Origin of the sequence: Salinibacterium sp. ZJ70, assembly GCF_011751865.2 — a bacterium.
GTDB lineage: Bacteria > Actinomycetota > Actinomycetes > Actinomycetales > Microbacteriaceae > Homoserinibacter.
The window spans coordinates 1,270,968-1,293,137 of sequence record NZ_CP061770.1 but is presented as its reverse complement, the minus strand read 5'-3'; the positions used below and the strand labels follow the sequence as shown (position 1 = coordinate 1,293,137).

The window sequence follows — 22,170 nt, the reverse complement described above, 5'->3', positions numbered from 1 at the left end:
ACGCGTCGTGAGGGACGCACCGGCCCACGGGCTGCCGATCTCGAGAGTCCCGATCGCCTCCTGATCGACCACACGCTGAGTCACGAGGCAGACGACGTCGACCCACCGACCGCGCCGAACATCCGCGGTCGCAACCACAGCGCCACATATACGAGCCCCACGAGCGCGGGCACCTCGATGAGCGGGCCGACGATTCCGGCGAGGGCCTGGCCGGAGGTGGCGCCGAAAGTGCCGATGGCGACGGCGATCGCGAGCTCGAAGTTGTTGCCGGCTGCGGTGAAGGCGAGCGTCGTCGTGCGCTCGTATCCGAGGCCCGCCGCCTTGCCCAGCACGAAGCCGATCGCGAACGTGAGCGCGAAGTACACCAAGAGCGGCAGCGCGATCCGAGCGACGTCGAACGGGCGGTCGATCACCTGCCGCCCCTGCAGCGCGAAGAGCAGCACGATCGTGAACAGCAGGCCGTAGAGGGCGAACGGGCCGATGCGCGGCAGGAAGCGGCTCTCGTACCAGTCGCGCCCGCGGGTGCGTTCGCCGATGCGGCGCGAGAGGTAGCCGGCGAGCAGCGGGATGCCGAGGAAGACGAGAACGGATGCGGTGATCGCCCAGAACGAGAAGTCGGCGCTCGTGGTGGGCAACCCCAGCCAACTCGGCAGCAGCTGCAGGTAGAACCAGCCGAGCGCGCCGAACGCGATCACCTGGAAGACGGAGTTGACGGCCACCAGGAACGCGGCGGCTTCGCGGTCGCCGCACGCGAGGTCGTTCCAGATGAGCACCATGGCGATGCACCGCGCGAGGCCCACGATGATGAGGCCGGTGCGGTACTCGGGCAGATCCGGCAGCAGAAGCCACGCGAGGGCGAACATGAGCGCCGGGCCGACGAGCCAGTTCATGACGAGCGACGACACGAGCAGACGACGGTCGCCGGCGACGGCGCGCGCATCCGAGTACCGCACCTTGGCGAGCACCGGATACATCATCACGAGCAGTCCGATCGCGATCGGCACGCTCACCGAGCCGATCGAGAACGAGTGGAGCGCATCCGCGAACTCGGGGGCGAGCAGAGAGAGTGCGAGGCCGAGGCCCATCGCCGCGAGAATCCACACCGGCAGGAGGCGGTCGACGGTGCCGAGTCGCGGGGCAGCGCCTGCAGCGCTCGTGGCGACTCCCCCGGCGGATGCGGGGCCGGGCATCACTCGCTCGCGGGCAGGAGCTCGGCGAGCAGTGCTTCGATGCGGCGCTTGATGTCGTCGCGGATGGGACGCACCGATTCGATGCCCTGGCCGGCCGGGTCGTCGAGCTCCCAGTCTTCGTAGCGCTTGCCGGGGAAGATCGGGCAGGTGTCGCCGCATCCCATCGTGATCACGACATCCGATTCCTTCACGGCTTCGACGGTGAGCACCTTGGGCACGTTGCCGGTGATGTCGATGCCCTCTTCGGCCATCGCCTCGACGGCGATCGGGTTGATCTGGTCCTTGGGCTCGGAGCCGGCGGAGAGCACCTCGACGCGCCCGCCCGAGAGCTCCTTGAGGAACCCCGCGGCCATCTGCGAGCGGCCTGCGTTGTGCACGCAGACGAAGAGGACGGTGGGCTTGGCCTGGGTCTCGGTCACATCGAAAGCATAGACAGACTTCGATGGATTGCGGATGTCGTTCACGGGCTGTTCACCGACCTCAGCAGCACGCGCTCGCCGGACTGATGTCGGTGCTGCAGACGCCCGTCGACGGCAGCACGAGTTCGACGCGCTCGGCCGCTTCGACATCGCCCGCAAGCCACGCGACGATCGACCGCACCTGCTCGTAGCCGGTCGCCAGCAGGAAGGTGGGCGCGCGCCCGTAGCTCTTCATGCCGGCGATGAAGAAGTTCGGTTCGGGATGCCGGAGCTCGCGGATGCCGTGGGGCGACACCGTGCCGCACGAGTGCAGATTGGGGTCGATCAGGGGCGCGAGTCTGCGCGGCGCCTCGACGATCTCGTCGAGGCCGATCCGAATCTCGCGCAGCATGTCGAGGTTGGGACGGAATCCGGTGGCGTTGACGACGACGTCGGCATCGATGGCGACGATCTCGCCAGCACGGCGCCCGGCGACACGCACCCCTCCGCCATCCGGGTGCAGGGACATCATCTCGAATCCGTCGATCTTGGCGATGACGCCGCTTGCGACATGGGCATCCACCGCGCCGCCGAGCGTTGCACGGGCGGGGAGCTGGTCGTCGGCAGACGAGGTCACGCGCGCGGCGCTCGCGTTGCGGATGGCCCACGTGATGCGGGTGCCCGGCTCGAGCGCACCAAGCCTTGCGAGGGCGACGAGGGTGTTGGCCGCGGAGTGGCCCGCGCCGACGACCACGGTGTGCCGACCCGCGAATCGGGCGCGGTCGCGACCGAGCACGTCGGGCAGCGCATGGGTGACGCGGTCGCGCACGAGGTCGATCCCCAGCGGATCGAGGCCAGAGGAGGCGAGCGCATTCGGTGTCGAGTAGGTGCCGGAGGCGTCGATCACCGCGCGTGCGGCCACGTCTTCGATGCCGCCGGAAGTTCGGATGCGCAGCACGAAGGGCACCTCACCTCGCCCCGCGGAGCGGGTGCGATCCATGCCCTCGCGCGACACGGCGATGACCTCGGCGCCATACCGGATGCGGGGTGCGATCGCATCCGTGGCAGCGAGCGGCGCAAGGTACGACTCGACCAGCTCGGCGCCCGTCGGCAACGTATCGACGGCGGGAGCTTGCCAGCCTGTGGGCGTCAGCAGGCGCGCGGCGGCCGGGTCGACCAGGAGCGACCAGGGCGAGAACAGTCGAGTGTGCCCCCACGACGCGATCGACGATGCCGCCGTCTCGCCCATCTCGAAGATCATGAAGTCGATGCCGCGCTCGACGAGGCGTGCCGCCGCGGCGAGCCCGATCGGCCCGGCCCCGATGATCGCGACGGGAAGCGCCTCACGTCGCGCGGATGCCAGATCCGGAGTGTGGGGTGCAGTGAGGGTCATGGTCGCCTTCCATTCATCGACGTTCTTCGATGAGGTGAGTCTGCCACTACATCGACAGATGTCAATGCACGGCTACACTGGCCTCGTGTCGACGATCGAGCTGCTGCCCCTGCGTGATCTCGCCGCGTGCTGCGCACCCCTCACGCGGGAGACGATTCCTGCGGAACAGGCGAGCTCACTGGCCCACAGCCTCAAGGCACTCGCCGACCCCACGCGCGTGCGCCTCATCTCGATCGTGGCGGCATCCGAAGATCACGAGGCATGCGTGTGCGACCTCACCGAACCGGTGGGCCTCAGCCAGCCGACCGTGTCGCACCACCTCAAGATCCTCGTCGACGCCGGATTCCTCACCCGCTCGAAGCGCGGCACGTGGTCGTACTACCGCCTCGTGCCCGGATCACTCGATGCCGTGGCGAGCCTGCTCGTCACCACCTGACGCGACACCGAACGCCGAACAGGAACTCCCGACGGTCGTCGAGGAGTCCCATGCCCTCATCGAGGGGCCCCACCGCATCAGCTTTCGCCTCGGCTGCAGCATCCGGATCGGAGCGCTGGTCTCCCGGTCCGCAAGCCCCGCCTGATCCGCTGCGAGAAGGCCCGGTCAGTGAACCTCTTCCGCTTCGGCTCCCGCCACCCACACACTCTCCACGAGCGGCACGCCGGGGCGATATGCCAGGTGCACATGGCTCGGGGCGTCGAGCAGCGTGAGATCCGCGCGGGATCCCACCGTGAGGCGCCCCACATCCGTGCGCCGCAGCGCCGCCGCACCGCCCACTGTCGCCGCGAGCACGGCCTCGAGGGGCGTCATTCCCATCTCGCGCACCGCGAGGGCGATGCAGAACGGCAGCGAGGTCGTGTAGCTCGACCCCGGATTGCAGTCGCTTGCGAGCGCGACGGTGACACCCGCGTCGAGCAGACGACGCGCATCCGGCCACGGCTGGCGCGTTGAGAACTCGGCACCGGGCAGCAGTGTGGCGACGGTGTCGCTGCCCGCGAGCAGCTCGATGTCGGCGTCGCGCAGGAACGTGCAGTGGTCGACGCTCGCGGCATCGAGCTCGACCGCGAGCCGGATGCCCTCCGACTCCCCCAGCTGCGCGGCGTGCAGTCGCACCCCGAGCCCCGCCGCGGCACCCGCGCGCAGGATGCGCTCCGACTCCTCGATCGTGAACGCTCCTGTCTCGCAGAACACGTCGATCCAGCGCACGTGCGGCGCGCACGCGTCGAGCATGTCGCCCACCACCAGATCCACGTAGGCGTTGCGATCGATGCCCTCCGGCACGACGTGCGCACCGAGGAAGGTGACCTCGTCGGTGAGCTCGGCAGCGATCTGCACGCTGCGCAGCTCCGTCTCGACGTCGAGGCCGTAGCCCGACTTGATCTCGATCGTCGTCGTGCCCTGCCGCCGCGCCTCGGCGACGAGTCGCTGGGCGTGGGCGCGCAGCTCGGCGTCGGAGGCAGCGCGCGTCGCCGCGACGGTGCTGCGGATGCCGCCGGCCGAGTACGCGCGCCCCGCCATCCGCGCCGCGAATTCGCCCGCGCGATCACCCCCGAACACGAGGTGCGCGTGCGAGTCGACGAAGCCGGGGATCACAGCCCTGCCTTCGGCGTCGAACCGTCCGTCGGCATCCGGGGCGTCGGTCGCCTCACCGACCCACGCGATGCGGTCGCCGTCGATGACAAGCGCCGCGTCTTCGATGACGGGCCGCTCCGCATCGCCCGTGACGAGCTCGCCGATACCGGTGATGAGTGTTGTGCTCATCGCGCCCACCTCTGCTCGAATCCGCGGATCGCCTCGAGCACGCACAGCGCGACGAGCCGCACCGTGCGGCCGTCGGGCGCATCGAGCGCGGCGTCCACCTCCGTGAGGTCGATCGAGACGACCGAGGGGTGTGCGCCCGCCATGCGCGCGGCCTGCCGCAGCTCGAGAGCCGAGATGCCGCCCGGCACGGATGCGGGGCAGCCGGGAGCGACGGCTCGATCGCACACGTCGACATCGAGGTCGACGTGTGCGCGCGATCCGCCCACCTCGTCGAGCGCGCGGCGCATCGTGGTGCCGAGGGGTTCCTCGAGGAGCTCGGCGCGGGTCGTCACGCGGATGCCCGCCGCATCCACGCGTGCCCGGTACGCCGCCGAGTTGGCGAGCGGCTCGACGCCGAGCTGGGCGATGCGCGAGCCGGGGATGCCCGCTTCGAGCAGCTGCCGCACAGGCGACCCGTTCGAGATGCCGTCGCGCACGTCGTGGTGCGCATCGACGGTGACGAGGGCGTCGGCGCGGCGGCCGAGCGCCACGGGCACAGTCGCCGCGTTGTCGCCGCCCAGCGCGATCACGAGCGACGCATCGAGAGCGGCGATCGCCGCAGCCGCCTCCGAGACCGAGGCATCCGGGTCGACGAGGTCGCCCGCGTCCGCGATCACGAGGTCGGTCTCGAGCGAGAACCTCCGCAGCGCCTCGCGCACGGCGGCAGGCGTCGTGCGCGTCGCACCCGGCGTGATCGAGGTGCGCCACGTCGGCACGCCCACGAGCACCACATCCGCATGCCCCGCAGGCGCTGGCCAGTCGCCCGCGCGGGGCCACAGCGGGTCGTCATGCAGAACCGCGCTCACACGCCCTCCCGCATCGGCACGCGCACACCGCGCTCGTCGGCGCACGCGATCGCCTCGGGATAGCCCGCATCCACATGCCGGATGACGCCCATTCCGGGATCGTTGCGCAGCACGCGCGCGATCTTCTCTGCGGCGAGCGCCGTTCCATCCGCGACGGTCACCTGGCCTGCGTGGATGCTGCGGCCGATACCCACGCCTCCCCCGTGATGGATCGAGACCCAGCTCGCGCCCGAGGCCGTGTTGACGAGGGCGTTGAGCAGCGGCCAGTCGGCGATCGCATCGGAGCCGTCGAGCATCGCCTCCGTCTCTCGGTACGGGCTCGCAACGGATCCCGCATCCAGGTGGTCGCGTCCGATCGCGAGCGGTGCCGCGAGCTCACCCGAGGCGACCATCTCGTTGAAGCGCAGGCCCGCCACATCGCGTTCTCCGTAGCCGAGCCAGCAGATGCGCGCAGGCAGCCCCTGGAAGTGCACGCGCTCCCCCGCGAGACGCATCCACCGGGCGAGCGACTCATTCTCGGGGAACAGGTCGAGCACAGCCCTATCGGTCTTCGCGATGTCCGCGGGGTCGCCCGAGAGCGCCGCCCAGCGGAACGGGCCCTTGCCTTCTGCGAACAGGGGACGGATGTAGGCAGGCACGAACCCGGGGAACGCGAACGCGTCGGCATACCCTGCGGCGAGCGCCTCGGTGCGGAGGTTGTTGCCGTAGTCGAACACCTCGGCACCCGCCTTCTGGAAACCGACCATCGCCTCCACGTGCACCGCCATCGAGGCGCGGGCGCGGTCCGCGAAGTCGGGGTGCGCCCGGGCTTCCGCCCAGTCGTCGAAGGCGATCTCGCGCGGCAGGTAGGCGAGCGGATCGTGCGCACTCGTCTGGTCGGTGACGATGTCGATCTCGGCACCCATGGCGAGCAGGCGCGGCACCATGTCGGCGGCGTTGCCGAGCACGCCGATCGAGAGGGCGCGCCGCGCATCCCGCGCCTCGGTCGCCAGACGCAGAGCATCATCGAGGTCGCGGGCCTCCGCATCCAGGTACCCGTGATCGAGGCGACGGCGGATGCGCGAGGCATCCACGTCGATGCAGATCGCCACCCCGCCGTTCATGGTGACGGCAAGCGGCTGTGCGCCGCCCATGCCGCCGAGACCCGCCGTGAGCGTGATGGTGCCGGCGAGGGTTCCCCCGAACCTCTTCGCGGCGACGGCCGCGAACGTCTCGTATGTGCCCTGCAGGATGCCCTGCGTGCCGATGTAGATCCACGAGCCTGCGGTCATCTGCCCGTACATCGTGAGCCCCAGGTGCTCGAGGCGCCGGAACTCATCCCAGTTGGCCCAGTCGCCCACGAGGTTCGAGTTCGCGAGCAGCACCCGCGGCGCCCACTCGTGGGTCTGCATGACCCCCACGGGACGCCCCGACTGCACGAGCAGCGTCTCGTCGCCGCGGAGCGTCTCGAGCGAGCGCACGATCGCATGGAAGCTCGGCCAGTCGCGGGCGGCCTTGCCGGTGCCCCCATAGACGACGAGCTCCTCGGGGTGCTCGGCCACCTCTGGATCGAGGTTGTTCTGCAGCATGCGCAGGGCCGCCTCCTGCGGCCAGCCGAGGGTGTGCAGGGTGCTGCCGCGGTGTGCGGTGATCATGCGATTCCTTCCACGAGGGCGCCGGATGCGACGAGGTCGACAGCGGCGGCGATGTCGGGCGCGAGAAAGCGGTCGGGGCCGGGGGCGGGGATGCGCTCGCGGATGAGGCCGACGACACGGCTCGTGGCCGGAGCCGCCCCCTCGCCGCGCATCTCGATGCCGCGGGCCGCCGTCATGAGCTCGACCGCGAGCACGCGGCCCAGCCCGTCGAGCGAGCGGCGCAGCTTGCGCGCCGCGCTCCACCCCATCGACACGTGGTCCTCCTGCATGGCGCTCGTCGGGATCGAGTCGACGGAGGCGGGCACCGCCAGGCGCTTCAACTCGCTCACGATCCCGGCCTGCGTGTACTGGGCGATCATGTGCCCGGAGTCGACGCCCGGATCGGACGCGAGGAACGGCGGGAGGCCGCCGTTGCGCGACTTGTCGAGGAAGCGGTCGGTGCGACGCTCGCTCATCGAGGCGACATCCGCTGCCGCGATCGCCAGGAAGTCGAGCACGTAGCCGACGGGCGCACCGTGGAAGTTGCCGTTCGACTCCACGCGGCCGTCGGAGGTGACGACGGGGTTGTCGATCGCGCTCGCGAGCTCCAGCTCCGCCACGCGGCGGGCGTGCGCGGCCGTGTCACGCGCCGCCCCATGCACCTGCGGCGCGCACCGCAGCGAGTAGGCATCCTGCACACGCGTGAACCCCGTGCTGCGATGGGCGGCGATGACAGGCGATCCGGCGAGCAGCGTACGGATGCGGGCCGCCGAGTCCGCCTGACCGGGGTGCGGGCGGAGTGCCTGCAGATCCTCGGCGAACACCGTGTCGGTGCCCGCGAGCCCTTCGATGCTGAGGGCGGCGGCGAGATCGGCGGTGCGCAGCAGACGATCGAGGTCGGCGAGCGCGAGGCACAGCATCCCGAGCATGCCGTCGGTGCCGTTGATGAGGGCGAGCCCTTCCTTCTCCCGCAGCTCGATGGGCTCGATGCCGGCGGCGCGCAACGCGTCGGCCGCATCCACGAGCTCTCCCCCGACACGCACCGGACCCTCGCCCATCGCGGCGAGCGCGATGTGGGCGAGCGGTGCCAGATCGCCCGAGCAGCCGAGCGACCCGTACTCTCCGATGACCGGAGTGATGTCGTGGTCGAGCATCGCCGCGTATGCCTCTGCGACCTCCGGACGCACCCCGGTGTGCCCCGTCGTGAGTGTCTGCAGTCGCAGCAGGACCGTGGCGCGCACCACCTCGCGCTCGACCTCGGCGCCCGAGCTCGCAGCATGCGAGCGCACGAGCGCGCGCTGCAGCTCCATGCGACGCTCGGTGGGGATCTGCTGCACGGCGAGCGCGCCGAATCCGGTGGAGATGCCGTAGTGGGGGCGAGTGTCGTGGGCGAGCTCCTCGATCACGGCTCGCGAGCGCGCCATCGCGTCCCGCGCGGACGCGGCGATGCTCACGCGCGCATCCCCCCGCGCCACCGCGACGACCTGCTCCACGGTGAGGGGCGCGCCCCCGACCTCCACGCTCTGCGTCATCCGTGCTCCTTCGTGCGATTGGCTCAACTGTCGGCCATCCGCCCCTCGCCCGGGAGGGCCCTGAGGCGTAATGTGTCTGGAATCCCAGACGAACCGTCGAAAGGGAGGATGCGGATGAGTTCGGCCCCTGCCGCCCGCAACGTCCTGCGGATCCTGCGGCACCTCGGCGAGCGCGCCGCCCCCGCACGGGCCTCGACCATCGCGCGCGACCTCGACCTGCCGCGGTCGACCGTCTACCACCTGCTGCGCGAGCTCATCGAGCAGGGTTTCGTCGTGCATTACCCGGAGTACCGCACCTACGGACCGAGCTCGCTGCTCGGCGAGCTGAGCAGCGCACCCCGGCGCGCGGAGCAGCTCACGCGCCTCGGCACTCCCCTGCTCGAGCGCTCGGTCAGGCTCTCATCGCTGCCGGTCGTGGCGCACCTGTCGACCCTCAGCGGGCCGGATGTCATCTACCTCGCGCGTGTGCAGACCACCCGCGCACCGACGACCGTCACGAGTGTGGGGGTGCGCCTGCCCGCGCACCTCACGGCGACGGGTCGATCGATGCTCGCGCGGCTGTCGCCCTCGCAGGTGCGCGCGCTCTATCCGGATCGGCTGTCGCTCATCCTCCGCAACGAAGCGGGGCCGCGCACCCTCGCCGACCTCACCCACCTTCTCGCCGCCACCCGTGCCCGCGGGTTCGCGATGGAGAACGGCGAGGTGGTGCGCGACTTCGCGTCCGTCGGTGCGGCGGCGGTCGACGCATCGGGGTACCCCGCCGCGGCGATCGGCCTCACCTTCCGCGGGCCCGCCACCGAGGACGCCTGGAACACACTCGGCGCGATCGTGATCGACGCCGCCCATGAGCTGTCGACCCGCCTCACCGGCCGCCCCCACACCTCCCTGCCGTTCCCTTCGTGAGGCGGGATCCTCCCCAGCGGGGTGGGGTCGAGTCGGGGCAGGGGATGGTCGCCAGGTGGGGGCATGGATGAGGTGTCCAGCAGCCAGCCTCTAGGCTTGTTCGGTGACTCCCGCACCTGCCCATCTCGATCGTCTCACCCGCGTCATCCCGGACTTCCCCGAACCCGGCATCCTGTTCCGCGACCTCACCCCCGTCTTCGCGGACGGCCCCGCGCTGGCCTCCGTCGCCGACGCTCTCGTGGAGCCGTTCAACGGCGAGTACGACGTCGTCGCCGGTGTCGAAGCCCGCGGATTCGCCCTCGCTGCGGCGAGCGCGGCGCGCAGCGGCCACGGCCTGCTGCTGATCCGCAAGGCGGGCAAGCTCCCCGGCGAGACGCTTCGCGAGAGCTACGCCCTCGAGTACGGCGAGGCCACCCTCGAAGTGCACACCGGGCAGGTCCCTGCAGGCACCCGTGTGCTGCTCGTCGACGACGTGCTCGCCACCGGCGGCACCCTCGCCGCCTCGCAGCGCCTCATCGCGCGCGCCGGCTGGGTGCTCGCGGGCACCTCGGTCGTGCTCGAGCTCGACGGACTCGGTGGCCGCGACAAGGTCGAGGGCCACGTCCACACACTGCAGCTCGCCTGACGCTGCGCCTCAGCGCGCCTCGAACCGCTCCGCGATCCAGCCGACCGCCTCGGTGGGCGCGTGGCGCGCATGCATGATCCCCGCATGATGGGTGGGCCACCACCTCTCGGTGAGCGGCACACCAGCTCGACGGTACGACGCGATCAGCGTGCGCGTGAGAGCAGCGGGCGCGACCTGATCGACTCGTCCTGTATCGATCCGCACGGGCGCACGATCCGGCACGAGGTTCCGGATGTCGTTGGCACGGAACGAGGCGAACAGGCGCCCATAGAGTTCCTGTTCCCGCGGCCCGCCGATCGCCGACGGCGCGAGCTGGCCCCACGAGTCCGCTCGTGACAGCTCGGTCAGTGTCCGCTCGTCGAGGTGCTGCCACAGCTCCCGGGCACGCGGGCTGAGGCCGTCACCGGCGACGAGCTCGGCGAGCTGGGGGTCGCTCGTGGCGGCGCCTCGCAGCATGAGCCCCATGAGGGCGGGGAGCACACCCCAGCCGCTCATCCGCACGCTGAGCCGACGCGCAAAGCCGATGCTCACATCCATGCGGGTCACCGGGGCGAAGACGGACGTGCCGCGCAGCCGCGCGGTGTCATCCGGCTCATCGGCCACGGATGCGTACAGCGCCGCGAGCGAGCCCTCCGAATGCCCGGCCGCAACCCAGTCGTCCCCCAGCCGCTCGTCGAGGCTCCACCGAGCCGCCATCATGTCGCGCATCGACGCACCAAGCGACGCCCCGATCAGATGCGGATGCACCCCCGGCCCGCCGATGCCCTCGTAGTCGGGGCGGAGCACGGCGATGCCCCGCTCGAGCAGTCCCGCGCACAGCACGTCGCCTTGCGACATCCGACGCCATTCAGGATGGGAGCGGTCGCCGAGGCTCGGAGCGGACCGCGGCCCGCCGCCCGTGGTCATGTGCCCGTACACAACCACCGGGTATCCGGTCTTCGGCGCATCGGTGAGCGGCACGTGCAGAAGCCCTGTCTGCTCCTGAGGGGTGCCGTCGAGCGCGTGCGCGGGAAAGCTCACGCGAGTGCTGGTTCCGAAGCGCATGTCACCATCCTCGTCGGGGAGAGGGTCGAGGATGCCGGATCCGCGCCGCGATCCGTCAGGGAGCTGTCGAGACCTCCGACGAAGCGTCACGCGCGGGCGAAGCGGAGGCGAACCGTGTGAGCGGGAGGAGGCTCGCGGCGAAGAGCGCGGCCGGAAGCACGGCGAGACCGACGACGATCGCGACGCGCGCCGCATCCGACTGCACGACCTCGGTGCCGGTCGATTCGAGGTAGCCGCCGAGGCTCAGGACGATGCCGAAGACGGCGGGGCCGAGTGCCGAACCGAGAAGGTCGATGCCCGACCACACGCCCGCGATGAGGCCGATGCGGTTCTCGCCCGTGCGGCGCTCGTCGTCGGCGGCGAGCTCGGCGAGCATCGCGAGCGGGAACAGCTGAGCGCCCGAGTATCCGATGCCGAGCACGACCGAGGCGATGAGCAGCACGACGAGATTGCCGGAGAGCGCCGCCAGGATCATGAGCGCCAGACCGCTCGCAGCGCTCACGCTCGCCCAGCGCAGGCCGCGTACGGCCCCGATCCGTGCGCTGATGCGCGACCACAGGGGCGTCACGAGCAGCGCCGGCGCAACGCAGCCGGCGAAGATGATGGCGGTCGCGGTCGGCACGCCCAGCACGTGGCGTGCGAAGTAGGCGATGCCGGCGAGCACCATCGTCATGGCCACCCCCTGCAGCACGAAGACGAGCACGAGCCACCGGGCGCGCTGGTCGGCCAGCACGATGCGCAGCTGGGCGATGAAGCTCCCGCGCGGTGCGTGCGTGCGCGCGCGAGGTGCTCCCCGCGTGCCCCACCACAGCAGCACGGCCCCGAGAGCGATGAGCGCTCCCATGACGATCGCCATCACGCGGTACCCCTCGGGCCGCCCCACCGCCTCCACGAGCAGCGGCGCGGTCGCGCCGACGCCGAGGATGATGGTCGTGAGCACGATGACCCGGCCGCTCATGAGCCGTGTGCGCACATGAGGGTCGGCGGTGAGCTCGGCCCCCAGAGCGATGTAGGGCACCTGGAAGAAGGCGAATCCGGTCGCAGCCACGAGCAGGAACCCGACGACCCACAGCGCGCCTGCGGTGGTCGGAGATACGGGTCCGAGGAACATCGCGGTGAACGCGAGCGCCATGCCGACACCCGCCCACAGCACGAACGGCCGTCGGGGATCGCCGTGGCGTGCGAAGCCGTCGCTCGCGCGTCCCGCGATCGGGTTGACGACGAAGTCCCAAGCCTTCGGCGCGAAGACGATGAGGCCGGCGAGCGCCGCCTCGACGCCGAGCGTGTCGGTCAGATACGGCAGCATGAGCAACCCGGGCACGGTGCCGTAGGTTCCGGAGGCGATGCTGCCTGCGGCGTAGCCCAGTCGTGTGCGGGCCGGAAGTGCGGACATCCCTCCAGGCTATTCTGGACGGTGTCCACTTCTGACCACGTTCGTCGGGCGTCGCGATTTCGGACCCCTCGCGTCCGCGGCTCCGAGTAGCGTCGACCCATGAGCGCGCACATCGCCGACAGCCACGACATCATCCGCGTGCGCGGCGCCCGCGAGAACAACCTGCGCAGCATCGACCTCGATCTGCCCAAGCGCCGCCTCACGGTGTTCACCGGCGTCTCCGGCTCCGGCAAGAGCTCGCTCGTGTTCGGCACGATCGCCGCCGAATCCCAGCGCATGATCAACGAGACCTACAGCGCCTTCGTGCAGGGTTTCATGCCCACGCTCGCGCGCCCCGACGTCGACCAGCTCGACGGGCTCACGACCGCGATCATCGTCGACCAGGAGCGCATGGGCGCGAACTCCCGCTCGACCGTCGGAACCGCGACGGATGCGAACGCACTGCTGCGCATCCTGTTCAGCCGTCTGGGAGACCCCCACATCGGTTCACCGCAGGCGTACTCGTTCAATGTGCCCTCCATGACCGGCTCCGGCTCGATCACCGTCGAGAAGGCTGGCAACGCGCAGGCGATCTCGACCGCGTTCACGCAGATCGGCGGCATGTGTCCGCACTGCGAGGGCAGCGGGCGGGTCTCCGACATCGACATCTCGAAGCTCGTCGACGAGTCGAAGTCGCTCCTCGATGGCGCCATCACGATCCCCGGGTACACGGCCGACGGCTGGGGGGTGCGCATGTACTCCGAATCGGGCTTCGTCGATCCCGGCAAGCCCATCGCGGAGTACACCGACACCGAACGCCACGACCTCCTCTACAAGGAGCCCACGAAGGTGAAGGTCGCGGGCATCAACCTCACCTACGAGGGTCTCGTGCCGAAGGTGCAGAAGTCGATGCTCTCGAAGGATGTCGATGCGCTGCAGCCGCACATCCGCGCCTTCGTGGAGCGCGCGGTCGCGTTCGCGCCGTGCCCGGAGTGCGGCGGCACGCGACTCAACGAGGGTGCGCGCATGTCGAAGATCCGCGGCATCTCGATCGCCGACGCGTGCGCGATGCAGATCAGCGACCTCGCCGACTGGGTCCGATCCATCGAGGATGCGTCGGTCGCTCCCCTGCTCGCGACCCTCCGCGGGACGCTCGAGTCGTTCGTCGAGATCGGGCTCGGCTATCTCACGCTCGACCGCTCAGCGGGAACGCTCTCGGGTGGCGAGGCCCAGCGCACCAAGATGATCCGCCATCTCGGCTCGTCGCTCACCGACGTCACGTATGTGTTCGACGAGCCGACCGTGGGCCTGCACCCGCACGACATCGAACGCATGAACCGGCTCCTCCTGCAGCTGCGCGACAAGGGCAACACGGTGCTCGTCGTCGAGCACAAACCCGAGACGATCGCGATCGCCGACCACGTGGTCGATCTCGGCCCGAAGGCGGGCCGCGGAGGCGGCACGATCTGCTTCGAAGGCACCGTCGCGGCGCTCCGGGCGAGCGACACGCTCACGGGTCGGCATCTCGATGACCGGGCATCCGTGAAGGCGGAGGTGCGCACACCCACCGGAGCGCTCGAGGTGCGGGGCGCGAACGCCAACAACCTGCAGAATGTCGATGTCGACATCCCGCTCGGCGTGCTCGTCGTCGTCACGGGCGTCGCAGGGTCGGGGAAGAGCTCGCTCATCCACGGATCCGTCGCCCCGCGCGACGGTGTGGTCACGATCGATCAGACCGCCATCCGGGGTTCGCGACGCAGCAATCCCGCCACCTACACGGGCATGCTCGAACCGATCCGCAAGGCGTTCGCGAAAGCCAACGGCACCAAGCCCGCACTGTTCAGCCCGAACTCCGCGGGCGCGTGCCCCAACTGCAACGGCGCGGGTGTCATCTACATGGATCTCGGGGTCGTCGCAGGTACGTCCACGGTGTGCGAGGTCTGCGAAGGGCGACGCTTCGACGCGACGGTTCTCGAGTATCGCCTGGGCGGCCGCGACATCAGCGAGGTGCTCGAGATGCCCGTCGAGGAGGCGGTCGAGTTCTTCGCTGCGGGCGAGTCGAAGGTGCCCGCCGCCCACGCGATCCTCACGCGCCTCACGGACGTCGGGCTCGGCTATCTCACGATCGGCCAGCCGCTCACCACACTCTCGGGCGGTGAGCGTCAGCGTCTCAAGCTCGCCTCCGCCATGGGCGAGACGGGCGAGGTGTACGTGCTCGACGAGCCGACCACAGGTCTTCATCTCGCGGATGTCGATCAGCTGCTGGTGCTGCTGGACCGGCTCGTCGAGGCGGGGCGTTCGGTGATCGTGATCGAGCATCATCAGGCCGTGATGGCGCACGCCGACTGGGTCATCGACCTCGGTCCCGGTGCCGGGCACGACGGCGGCCGCGTCGTCTTCGAAGGCACCCCCTCGCAGCTCATCGCCGACCGCTCGACGCTCACCGGTGCGCACCTCGCCTCGTATGTGGGGGCTGCGTCCCGGGCATGACTCGACCGGAGCGCCTCGCGGTGCGACCATGAGTTCATGCCTTCCCTCCATCTGACCGGCGACGCGGATGCCGACCGCCTGCTCTCGGAGGATCCGCTTGCGCTGCTGATCGGCATGCTGCTGGATCAGCATGTTGCGTAACCATGTGGTGTTGGTGGCCATCGGGGCCGGTGCGGCGCACAAGGTCCCAGCCGACGGCCCCACCGAGTGCGCGCTAGCTCATCGAATGTTGTTCTCTGGGTGTGTGATGCCCCAGCTCCGCCGAGTCTTGGACGTCGGCCACCTGTGGATGTCGCCCACGCACTCAAGGATTTCCTCCTCAGAGCCAAATCCCGTTGTGTATCCGTAATAGATCTTGAGCGGCTTCCCTCCGTCGCGGCGGATAGCGACCATGTGGTCCCTCCCAGGCGTCCACTCAAAACGATCGATGATGATGGCCTCGGTTACACGACGCAGAAGCGGAAGATTGGCGTCCGGAAGACCACGCCCGAGCCATGCCGACCCGATTGAATACCACGTCTTCACATCCTTCGTCATGCTCTCCACCCTTCCGAATCCTGCGCTATGAGACGCGCTTGCTTGAGGACATCCGCATACTCCTCTACCGACAGGCCCGGATCATGGTCCTTCAAGTTCATGTCTCGGAGTCCGTACATCCGGTCCCCGGTCGTCGGATCAATGACGTGGCTCTGCCATCCCACTGGGAAACCAGAGGCTCCACCCTTACCCGCGAATCGGTTGATCTTTCCACGGATGCTGTCCGCATCACGAAGGTTCAGCCGCTCGACAATCTCGCTGGCAGAAACAAGGCCGGGGGCGGCATCAATCCACATATTCCAGATGACACGCTCCGACGGATTCAACAGTCGCCACCATCTGGAAGCAGCTTCAACAACGTCATCGCTCTCATCGTTCACGCTGGCCTCACATGAGGTGGCCCTCTCCTGAGCCCCGACGATCGAAACTCGACCCCGCGCGCCGTCACTCCAATCGGCGAACCAACGGTAGAACTCACTCACGCGCTCCACCGGCACTGGCACCGTAATCTCCTGCATTTCACTCATCATCACTCCTTTGAACCGAAGCATATGACATATATAAATCATATGTCTACATATGAGACACCGGCCCGCAGCTTCTTTGCCTCGATCCGGCGGCGCGCAGAATGCCGGGCGGTGTCAGGAACACCTGACAAACTAGGTCCATGCCTGAACTCCACATCACCGGAGACCCGGCGGCCGACGGGCTTCTGACGACGAACCCGCTTGCGCTGCTGATCGGCATGCTGCTGGACCAGCAGATCCCGCTCGAGACGGCGTTCGCTGGGCCCGAGAAGATCCGCGAGCGGCTGGGCCGGCTGGATGCCGCCGAGATCGCTGAGCTCGCGCCGGAGCGGCTGGTCGAGGTGTTCCGCATCTCCCCCGCCGTGCACCGTTTCCCGGGATCGATGGCGGGTCGGGTGCAGCAGCTCTGCCGCGTGCTCGTCGATGAGTGGGACGGCGACGCCGCCGCGATCTGGACGCGCGACTCCCCCGACGGCGCCACCGTGCTCGCTCGACTGAAGAGCCTCCCCGGTTTCGGCGAGCAGAAGGCGCGCATCTTCCTGGCTCTCCTCGGCAAGCAGTACGGCCTCGACGCCCCCGGCTGGCGGGAGGCTGCAGGCGACTACGGCGAGGAGGGGTCGCTGCGCTCGGTGGCGGACATCGTCGACGCGGAATCTCTGACGAAGGTCCGTGCCTACAAGAAGGCCGCGAAAGCGGCGGCTCGAGGCCGCACGACGTGATCCGCGTCGCGCGGCTCGCTCGCCGCTACATCGCCGTCACTCTCACCCTCGCGGTGGCGCTCCTCGGCGGGATCCTGGCTCTCGCGGGAGCGGGTGCGGCGGTTCCGTACCTCTTCGGCGGCTACGCTCTCGCTGTCGCCGCGTGGCAGCTCGTGGGGATGGTGCGGGAGATCCTGCAGGGACGATTCGGACTCGACATCCTCGCCGTGACGGCGATCGTGGCGACCGTGCTCGTCGGCGAATACGTGGCGGCCCTCGTCGTGGTGCTCATGCTCACCGGCGGCGAGGCGCTCGAGGACTACGCCGAGCGTCGCGCCAAGCGCGACCTGGATGCGCTTCTCGACCGCGCGCCGCAGCGCGCCCACGTGTCACGTGATGGCACGTTCGTCGATGTGCCCGTCGACGAGGTGGCGGTCGGCGATGTGCTTCTGGTGCGCCCCGCGGAGCTCGTGCCCGTCGACGGCGTGCTGCTGTCGCCGTCGACCGCGGTGGATCAGTCCTCGCTCACGGGTGAGAGCGTCCCCGTCGAGAAGTCGGCGGGCGATGAGCTGCTCTCCGGCTCCGTGAACGGCACGATCGCGGTCGAGATGCGCGCGACGGCCGCCGCCGCCGACAGCCAGTACCAGCAGATCGTGTCGCTCGTCGCCCAGGCATCCGCCAGCAAAGCGCCCGTGGTGCGTATCGCTGACCGCTTCGCCGTGCCGTTCACGGTGTTCTCGATCGCGCTCGCGGCGATCGCCTGGGCGGTGTCCGGCGATCCGAATCGCTTCGCCGAGGTGCTCGTTCTCGCGACACCCTGCCCGCTGCTGATCGCCGCCCCCGTCGCGTTCGTCGCAGGGATGAGCCGCTCGGCGCGCGCAGGTCTGATCGTGAAGGGCGGCAGTGTGCTCGAGCAGCTGTCGAGCGCACGCAGCGCCGTGTTCGACAAGACGGGCACCCTCACCCACGGAACGCCACAGCTCACCGAGGTCCGCGCCGAACCCGGGTTCACCGCGGACGAGGTGCTGGGTGCCGTCGCGAGCGCCGAGCAGTACTCCTCCCATGTGCTCGCCTCCGCGTTCATCCGCGCGGCCGCCGAACGCCAGCTGCCGCTGACGGAGGCCACGTTCGCGCGCGAGCTCGCCACCAACGGCGTCGAGGCGGATATCGGGGGCAAGCGCGTCGTCGTCGGGAAATTCTCCTTCGTCGCCTCCCAGGCTCCGGATGCGCGCGCCACCGAGATCGCCCCCGGCGAGCTCGCCGTCTACGCCGCGATCGATGGCCGCTTCGCCGGCGCGATCCTCGCGAGCGACGTGCTCCGGGCGAATGCCGCGGAGACTCTCCACCGGCTCGCCGCCCTCGGCATCCGCAATATGGTCATGCTCACGGGCGACGCGCGCCCCACGGCCGAGCATGTCGCACGCGAGCTCGGCATCGACACGGTTCGAGCGGAGTGCCTGCCGTCCGACAAGGTCGACACGGTGCGTGCGCTCACCGAGCGCCCCGTGATCATGGTCGGCGACGGGGTCAATGACGCTCCCGTGCTCGCGGTCGCGGAGGTCGGCATCGCGATGGGCGCGAAGGGGGCGACCGCCGCCAGCCAGTCGGCATCCGTCGTGCTGCTGGTCGACGACATCAGCCGCGTCGCGGATGCCGTCGAGATCGGCCGGCGCACGGTACGCGTCGCCCTGCAGAGCATCTGGGTGGGGATCGGCGTGTCCGTCGCGCTCATGCTGATCGCATCGTTCGGCGTGATCCCGGCGACGCTCGGCGCGTTCCTGCAGGAAGGGGTCGACCTCGTGACGATCCTCGCGGCCCTGCGGGCCACGAATCCCGGCCGAGGCGATCGCTCCGCCGACGCTCACATCATCGACGAACCGCAGAGCGCCCCGGTCAGCTGATCCCGAGCTCCTCGAGCGAGCGGCGGATGGCCTCCGCCGACGCGGAGAACTTCGCCTGCTCCTCGCTCGAGAACGGAACCTCGATGACGCGGCTCACACCGCGAGCGTCGACGATGCTCGGCACCGAGAGGGCGACTCCGGTCACACCGTGATAGTCGTTCAGAACCGTCGACACAGGCAGCACGGCACCCTCATCGCGCAGCACTGCTTCGACGATGCGCGCACCCGAGAGGCCGATCGCGTAGTTGGTCGCGCCCTTGCCGGCGATCACCGTGTACGCGGCGTTCTTGACGTCGTCGGCGATCATGTCGAGTTCGAGGAGGGGAAGCGGCCCGTTGCCGGCATCCCAGTGCGAGATCGGAACGGGCCCGATGCTCGCCTGCGACCACAGCGCGAACTCCGAATCTCCGTGCTCGCCGATGATCATCGCGTGCGTGCTCGACGGCGCCACGTGCAGCCGCTTCGCCAGCAGCCACCGCAGGCGCGACGAATCGAGCACCGTACCCGACGCGAACACGCGTGAGGCCGGGAGCCCCGAGAATCGGTGCGCCGCGACAGCGAGCACATCGCACGGGTTCGAGACGATCACGTAGACGGCGTTCGGCGCGCGCTCCACGAGCTTCGGCATGAGGTCGCGGATGATGCCCACGTTGACGCCCGCGAGCTCCAGTCGCGTCTGACCGGGATTCTGCTTCGCTCCCGCCGTGATGACGACGACATTCGACCCCTCGACAACATCGAGGTCCCCGCCGCCCGTGATCGCCGACGAGCCCGTGAAGAGCGTTCCGTGCGCCAGATCGAGCACCTCCGCTTCGGCGCGAGCGCCATCGATGTCGTAGAGCGCGACCTCGCGGGCGGAGTTGCGGATGAGCGCCGCGTACGCGAGCGAGCTGCCGACAGCCCCCGCTCCGATGACGGTGAGCTTGGAGTTCTCGATGACGGACATGGGTCGATCATCACGCATCCGCGTCGCGGCGTCGAGACCGCTCGCTCGGCGTCAAATGATGTCATGTCACGCACCAGCCTGTCGGCCCCCAATTGAGGGGTCTCCCGACATGTGCGTCCACTCCCTACCGTGAGGGCACGGGTCCGACGGCGGATCCCGGATGCGAAGGCAGGGGCGCCGGATGAGCAGACGCGGTGAATCCGCATGACGGCATCGCACGACGCCGTCACCCAGACTCCGGTCTTCAGCCCGGCCACGCCACCCGCCGATGGCCCATTCCGCACCTCTGCGAGCCCCGCACCCACCCTCGCTCCCGACGCGAGCGGCTGGGCCGCGACTGCCACGGCCATCCACGCCGTGCGTCGCATGCCCGCCCAGGTCCTCCTGCGCATCGAGGTGGTCGGCGTCGGGTCGATCGTCATCGATCCGCGCGTCGACGGCTACAGCGGCATCCCCTCCGACGAGCTTCCTGCGGCCCCTGCCGCCGTGTACGTCGAGACGCATCCACTCGAATCCGCGCCGCCCGTGCTCGGCCCCCTCGGCGACCTCGACGCGGTGCTCTGGCACATCGGGGAGCTCTCCTTCGGGGACGAGCGCGCCACCTGGCTGTGGCCCACCGACCGGTACCGGCTCGTTCGCTGGCCCCGAATCACGCGGCTCGCCGTGGAGCTCGACACGATCAAGATGTTCGCCGCTCTCGGCGCCGCAATGATCACCGTCGATGAGCTCGCCGACGCAGCCGACGTGCCGCTCGCGCGCGCGCAGCGCACCGTCAATGCACTCAGCCTCATGGGTCTGCTCACCACCGCAACAGCCGCGCCGCCCGCTCCCCGCGCCGACGCGCCGCGGGTCGACGCGGCCCACGCATCAGAGCCGTCGCCCGACCAGCGGACGGCCCCCGGGCCAGCCCTGGCCCGGCACTCCGGCGAGAAGCACTCCTCCCACGGGCTCTTCTCCCGCCTGCGCAAAAGCCTGGGGCTGTAGATGTCCGAACACGTCATCCTCATCGCAGGCCCGATGGGCGTCGGCAAGACAACCGCCATCCGCGCCGTCAGCGACAGCCGCGTGCGCCACACCGAAGCGATCAACAGCGACCGCGAGACCGCCGACAAGGACACCACGACCGTCGCCCTCGACTACGGCGAGATCATCGTCAGCGACGAGGAGAAGCTGCGCATCTACGGCCTTCCCGGCCAGAAGCGCTTCGCATTCATGTGGCGCATCCTCATCGACCGCGCCATCGGACTCATCATCCTCATCGACAACAGCTCGGGCGACCCATTGGCTGACGTCGCCGAACACCTCGAGGCCTTCTCCGACCTCATCGACAACGGCAGCGCCGTGATCGGGGTGACCCGGTCCGAGATCGCACGGAACCCGACGCTCGACCAGATCGCCGCAACCGTCAACGCGATCCGCCCCGGTCGGATGATCCCCGTGCTGCCCGTCGACCCGCGCGACGGAGGGCAGATGCGGCTCGCTCTCATGAGTCTCGTCGCGACGATCGAGATGGAAGCCCGACTCACGACAGGAAGGAGCGGCACATGACCGCGGCGCACAAGGACAAGGAGATCATCAACGCGGCACGCGCCGCGCTCGACGCGCTCAAAGCCACCTGCCCGTCGCTCGTGTTCGCGACTCTCGTGACCGACGACGGATTCGAGGTCGCGAGTTACCCGGCAAGCCACCAGGACGACGGAGGCCTCGCAGGCATGTCGAGCTCTGTGCAGGCCCTCGCCGACGCCGTCGGACGCGAGATGGAGGTCGGCGAGAGCGACTATGTCATCATCGCCTCCCGCGGAGGCCACATCATCCAACGACGGGTTCCCGGGCTGCCGCTCGTGCTCGCCGCCGTCTTCGACCATGCCGAGACGCTCGGCAAAGCACTGTCGGTTTCGCGCGTCAGCGCGGAGCGACTCGGGCGCATCCGCGCCTCAACCGCTGCGACACCCGCAGCATGACTCCGCCGACCGTCCGGCGGAATCGACGAACCGAAAGCAGGGGGAACAAGGACATGGCCGAAGTCAGAGAAGTACTCGAAGCGCTCCTCAAGACCGACGGCGCCACGAGCGCCGCCCTCGTGGACAGCTCCTCCGGCATGCTTCTCGGGCGCGCTGGCAACGGCGTCGATCTCGACGTCGCCGCCGCCGGCAACACCGAAGTGGTGCGCGCGAAGCTCACGACCATCAAGGCGCTCGGACTCGACGAGAAGATCGACGACATCCTCATCACGCTCACAACCCAGTACCACATCATCCGACCGCTCGCGAGCAACCCCGAGATGTTCATCTACCTCGTGCTCGACAGCTCGCGCGCCAATCTCGCAATGGCGCGCCTCAACGTCAAGAAGGCCGACGGCTCCCTCGAAATCTGAGCGTGCCCGGGGAGATCAGAAAT

At 69.4% G+C, this 22,170-nt stretch carries 22 protein-coding genes and 1 pseudogene; 11 read left to right on the top strand and 12 right to left on the bottom strand.

Translation table 11 applies throughout. The features are described 5' to 3' along the window. Positions 1-80: 80 nt before the first annotated feature. From arsB to HCR12_RS06060, 3 genes are all read right to left on the bottom strand, one after another. A complete protein-coding gene (gene arsB, locus HCR12_RS06070; protein WP_166869688.1) occupies positions 81-1,190 on the bottom strand; it encodes an ACR3 family arsenite efflux transporter in 1,110 nt (369 codons plus the stop codon). Next, positions 1,190-1,543, bottom strand: a complete 354-nt coding sequence (locus HCR12_RS06065) for an arsenate reductase ArsC (RefSeq protein WP_370589343.1) — start codon at positions 1,541-1,543, stop codon at positions 1,190-1,192. The genes arsB and HCR12_RS06065 overlap by 1 nt, the downstream gene beginning before the upstream one ends. A gap of 127 nt (positions 1,544-1,670) precedes the next feature. Beyond that, positions 1,671-2,981: an FAD-dependent oxidoreductase gene (locus HCR12_RS06060; RefSeq protein WP_166869690.1), complete on the bottom strand. Its 1,311-nt coding sequence runs from the start codon at positions 2,979-2,981 to the stop codon at positions 1,671-1,673. Positions 2,982-3,045: 64 nt separating this feature from the next. Here HCR12_RS06060 and HCR12_RS06055 point away from each other — a divergent pair, with 64 nt between their 5' ends. Beyond that, on the top strand, positions 3,046-3,417 hold the full coding sequence (locus tag HCR12_RS06055; protein WP_191412363.1) for a metalloregulator ArsR/SmtB family transcription factor: 372 nt from the start codon (positions 3,046-3,048) through the stop codon (positions 3,415-3,417). A gap of 165 nt (positions 3,418-3,582) precedes the next feature. Here HCR12_RS06055 and hutI read toward each other — a convergent pair whose 3' ends face one another. Genes hutI through hutH form a run of 4 tightly spaced genes read right to left on the bottom strand, consistent with a single transcriptional unit; the run spans position 3,583 to position 8,730 of the window. Beyond that, complete coding sequence (gene hutI / locus HCR12_RS06050) at positions 3,583-4,740, bottom strand: imidazolonepropionase (RefSeq protein ID WP_166869692.1); 1,158 nt, start codon at positions 4,738-4,740, stop codon at positions 3,583-3,585. Then, the gene (locus tag HCR12_RS06045) at positions 4,737-5,585 is read right to left on the bottom strand and encodes an arginase family protein (RefSeq protein ID WP_166869693.1); all 849 of its coding nucleotides are present in this window, start codon (positions 5,583-5,585) and stop codon (positions 4,737-4,739) included. Before HCR12_RS06045 ends, hutI begins: the two co-directional genes overlap by 4 nt. Beyond that, positions 5,582-7,219 (bottom strand): urocanate hydratase, encoded by a 1,638-nt coding sequence (hutU, locus tag HCR12_RS06040; RefSeq protein ID WP_166869694.1) that lies wholly within the window; start codon positions 7,217-7,219, stop codon positions 5,582-5,584. The genes HCR12_RS06045 and hutU overlap by 4 nt, the downstream gene beginning before the upstream one ends. Then, a complete protein-coding gene (hutH, locus tag HCR12_RS06035; RefSeq protein ID WP_166869695.1) occupies positions 7,216-8,730 on the bottom strand; it encodes a histidine ammonia-lyase in 1,515 nt (504 codons plus the stop codon). The genes hutU and hutH overlap by 4 nt, the downstream gene beginning before the upstream one ends. 114 nt (positions 8,731-8,844) lie before the next feature. On the opposite strand from hutH, the gene HCR12_RS06030 reads away from it, so the two are divergent. Continuing rightward, positions 8,845-9,633, top strand: coding sequence for an IclR family transcriptional regulator (locus HCR12_RS06030; RefSeq protein WP_166869696.1), 789 nt, complete (start codon positions 8,845-8,847; stop codon positions 9,631-9,633). A 103-nt stretch (positions 9,634-9,736) separates the two neighbouring features. Further along, a complete protein-coding gene (locus HCR12_RS06025) occupies positions 9,737-10,258 on the top strand; it encodes an adenine phosphoribosyltransferase (RefSeq protein WP_166869697.1) in 522 nt (173 codons plus the stop codon). A 9-nt stretch (positions 10,259-10,267) separates the two neighbouring features. On the opposite strand, the gene HCR12_RS06020 is transcribed toward HCR12_RS06025, so the two are convergent. Both HCR12_RS06020 and HCR12_RS06015 read right to left on the bottom strand, forming a co-directional pair. Further along, positions 10,268-11,302 (bottom strand): lipase family protein, encoded by a 1,035-nt coding sequence (locus HCR12_RS06020; protein ID WP_166869698.1) that lies wholly within the window; start codon positions 11,300-11,302, stop codon positions 10,268-10,270. A gap of 55 nt (positions 11,303-11,357) precedes the next feature. After that, positions 11,358-12,695 (bottom strand): MFS transporter, encoded by a 1,338-nt coding sequence (locus tag HCR12_RS06015; protein WP_166869699.1) that lies wholly within the window; start codon positions 12,693-12,695, stop codon positions 11,358-11,360. Between the two features lie 99 nt (positions 12,696-12,794). On the opposite strand from HCR12_RS06015, the gene HCR12_RS06010 reads away from it, so the two are divergent. Further along, on the top strand, positions 12,795-15,164 hold the full coding sequence (locus HCR12_RS06010) for an ATP-binding cassette domain-containing protein (protein ID WP_166869700.1): 2,370 nt from the start codon (positions 12,795-12,797) through the stop codon (positions 15,162-15,164). A 36-nt stretch (positions 15,165-15,200) separates the two neighbouring features. Then, positions 15,201-15,302, top strand: a pseudogene (locus HCR12_RS06005) (HhH-GPD-type base excision DNA repair protein); the annotation flags it as partial. An 81-nt stretch (positions 15,303-15,383) separates the two neighbouring features. Here the strand turns inward: HCR12_RS06005 and HCR12_RS06000 are convergent. Both HCR12_RS06000 and HCR12_RS05995 read right to left on the bottom strand, forming a co-directional pair. Beyond that, positions 15,384-15,701, bottom strand: coding sequence for a hypothetical protein (locus HCR12_RS06000; protein ID WP_166869701.1), 318 nt, complete (start codon positions 15,699-15,701; stop codon positions 15,384-15,386). Further along, positions 15,698-16,228 (bottom strand): hypothetical protein, encoded by a 531-nt coding sequence (locus HCR12_RS05995; protein ID WP_166869702.1) that lies wholly within the window; start codon positions 16,226-16,228, stop codon positions 15,698-15,700. Before HCR12_RS05995 ends, HCR12_RS06000 begins: the two co-directional genes overlap by 4 nt. A 140-nt stretch (positions 16,229-16,368) precedes the next feature. Between HCR12_RS05995 and HCR12_RS05990 the strand changes: the two genes are divergently transcribed. Together HCR12_RS05990 and HCR12_RS05985 are read left to right on the top strand one after the other, a co-directional pair. After that, positions 16,369-16,947, top strand: a complete 579-nt coding sequence (locus HCR12_RS05990; RefSeq protein ID WP_166869703.1) for an HhH-GPD-type base excision DNA repair protein — start codon at positions 16,369-16,371, stop codon at positions 16,945-16,947. Further along, on the top strand, positions 16,944-18,827 hold the full coding sequence (locus tag HCR12_RS05985) for a heavy metal translocating P-type ATPase (RefSeq protein WP_224763693.1): 1,884 nt from the start codon (positions 16,944-16,946) through the stop codon (positions 18,825-18,827). Before HCR12_RS05990 ends, HCR12_RS05985 begins: the two co-directional genes overlap by 4 nt. On the opposite strand, the gene HCR12_RS05980 is transcribed toward HCR12_RS05985, so the two are convergent. After that, positions 18,820-19,773: an L-lactate dehydrogenase gene (locus HCR12_RS05980; protein WP_166869704.1), complete on the bottom strand. Its 954-nt coding sequence runs from the start codon at positions 19,771-19,773 to the stop codon at positions 18,820-18,822. The two genes, HCR12_RS05985 and HCR12_RS05980, sit on opposite strands and share 8 nt — an antisense overlap. Before the next feature lie 204 nt (positions 19,774-19,977). Between HCR12_RS05980 and HCR12_RS05975 the strand changes: the two genes are divergently transcribed. From HCR12_RS05975 to HCR12_RS05960, 4 genes are read left to right on the top strand one after another with little or no spacing between them, the layout of a single operon-like run. Beyond that, positions 19,978-20,757: a hypothetical protein gene (locus tag HCR12_RS05975; RefSeq protein ID WP_166869705.1), complete on the top strand. Its 780-nt coding sequence runs from the start codon at positions 19,978-19,980 to the stop codon at positions 20,755-20,757. Then, the gene (locus HCR12_RS05970) at positions 20,758-21,321 is read left to right on the top strand and encodes a GTP-binding protein (RefSeq protein WP_166869706.1); all 564 of its coding nucleotides are present in this window, start codon (positions 20,758-20,760) and stop codon (positions 21,319-21,321) included. Beyond that, on the top strand, positions 21,318-21,734 hold the full coding sequence (locus HCR12_RS05965) for a roadblock/LC7 domain-containing protein (RefSeq protein ID WP_166869707.1): 417 nt from the start codon (positions 21,318-21,320) through the stop codon (positions 21,732-21,734). Before HCR12_RS05970 ends, HCR12_RS05965 begins: the two co-directional genes overlap by 4 nt. A 53-nt stretch (positions 21,735-21,787) precedes the next feature. Beyond that, on the top strand, positions 21,788-22,147 hold the full coding sequence (locus tag HCR12_RS05960) for a hypothetical protein (protein ID WP_166869708.1): 360 nt from the start codon (positions 21,788-21,790) through the stop codon (positions 22,145-22,147). The last annotated feature ends 23 nt before the right edge of the window (positions 22,148-22,170 follow it).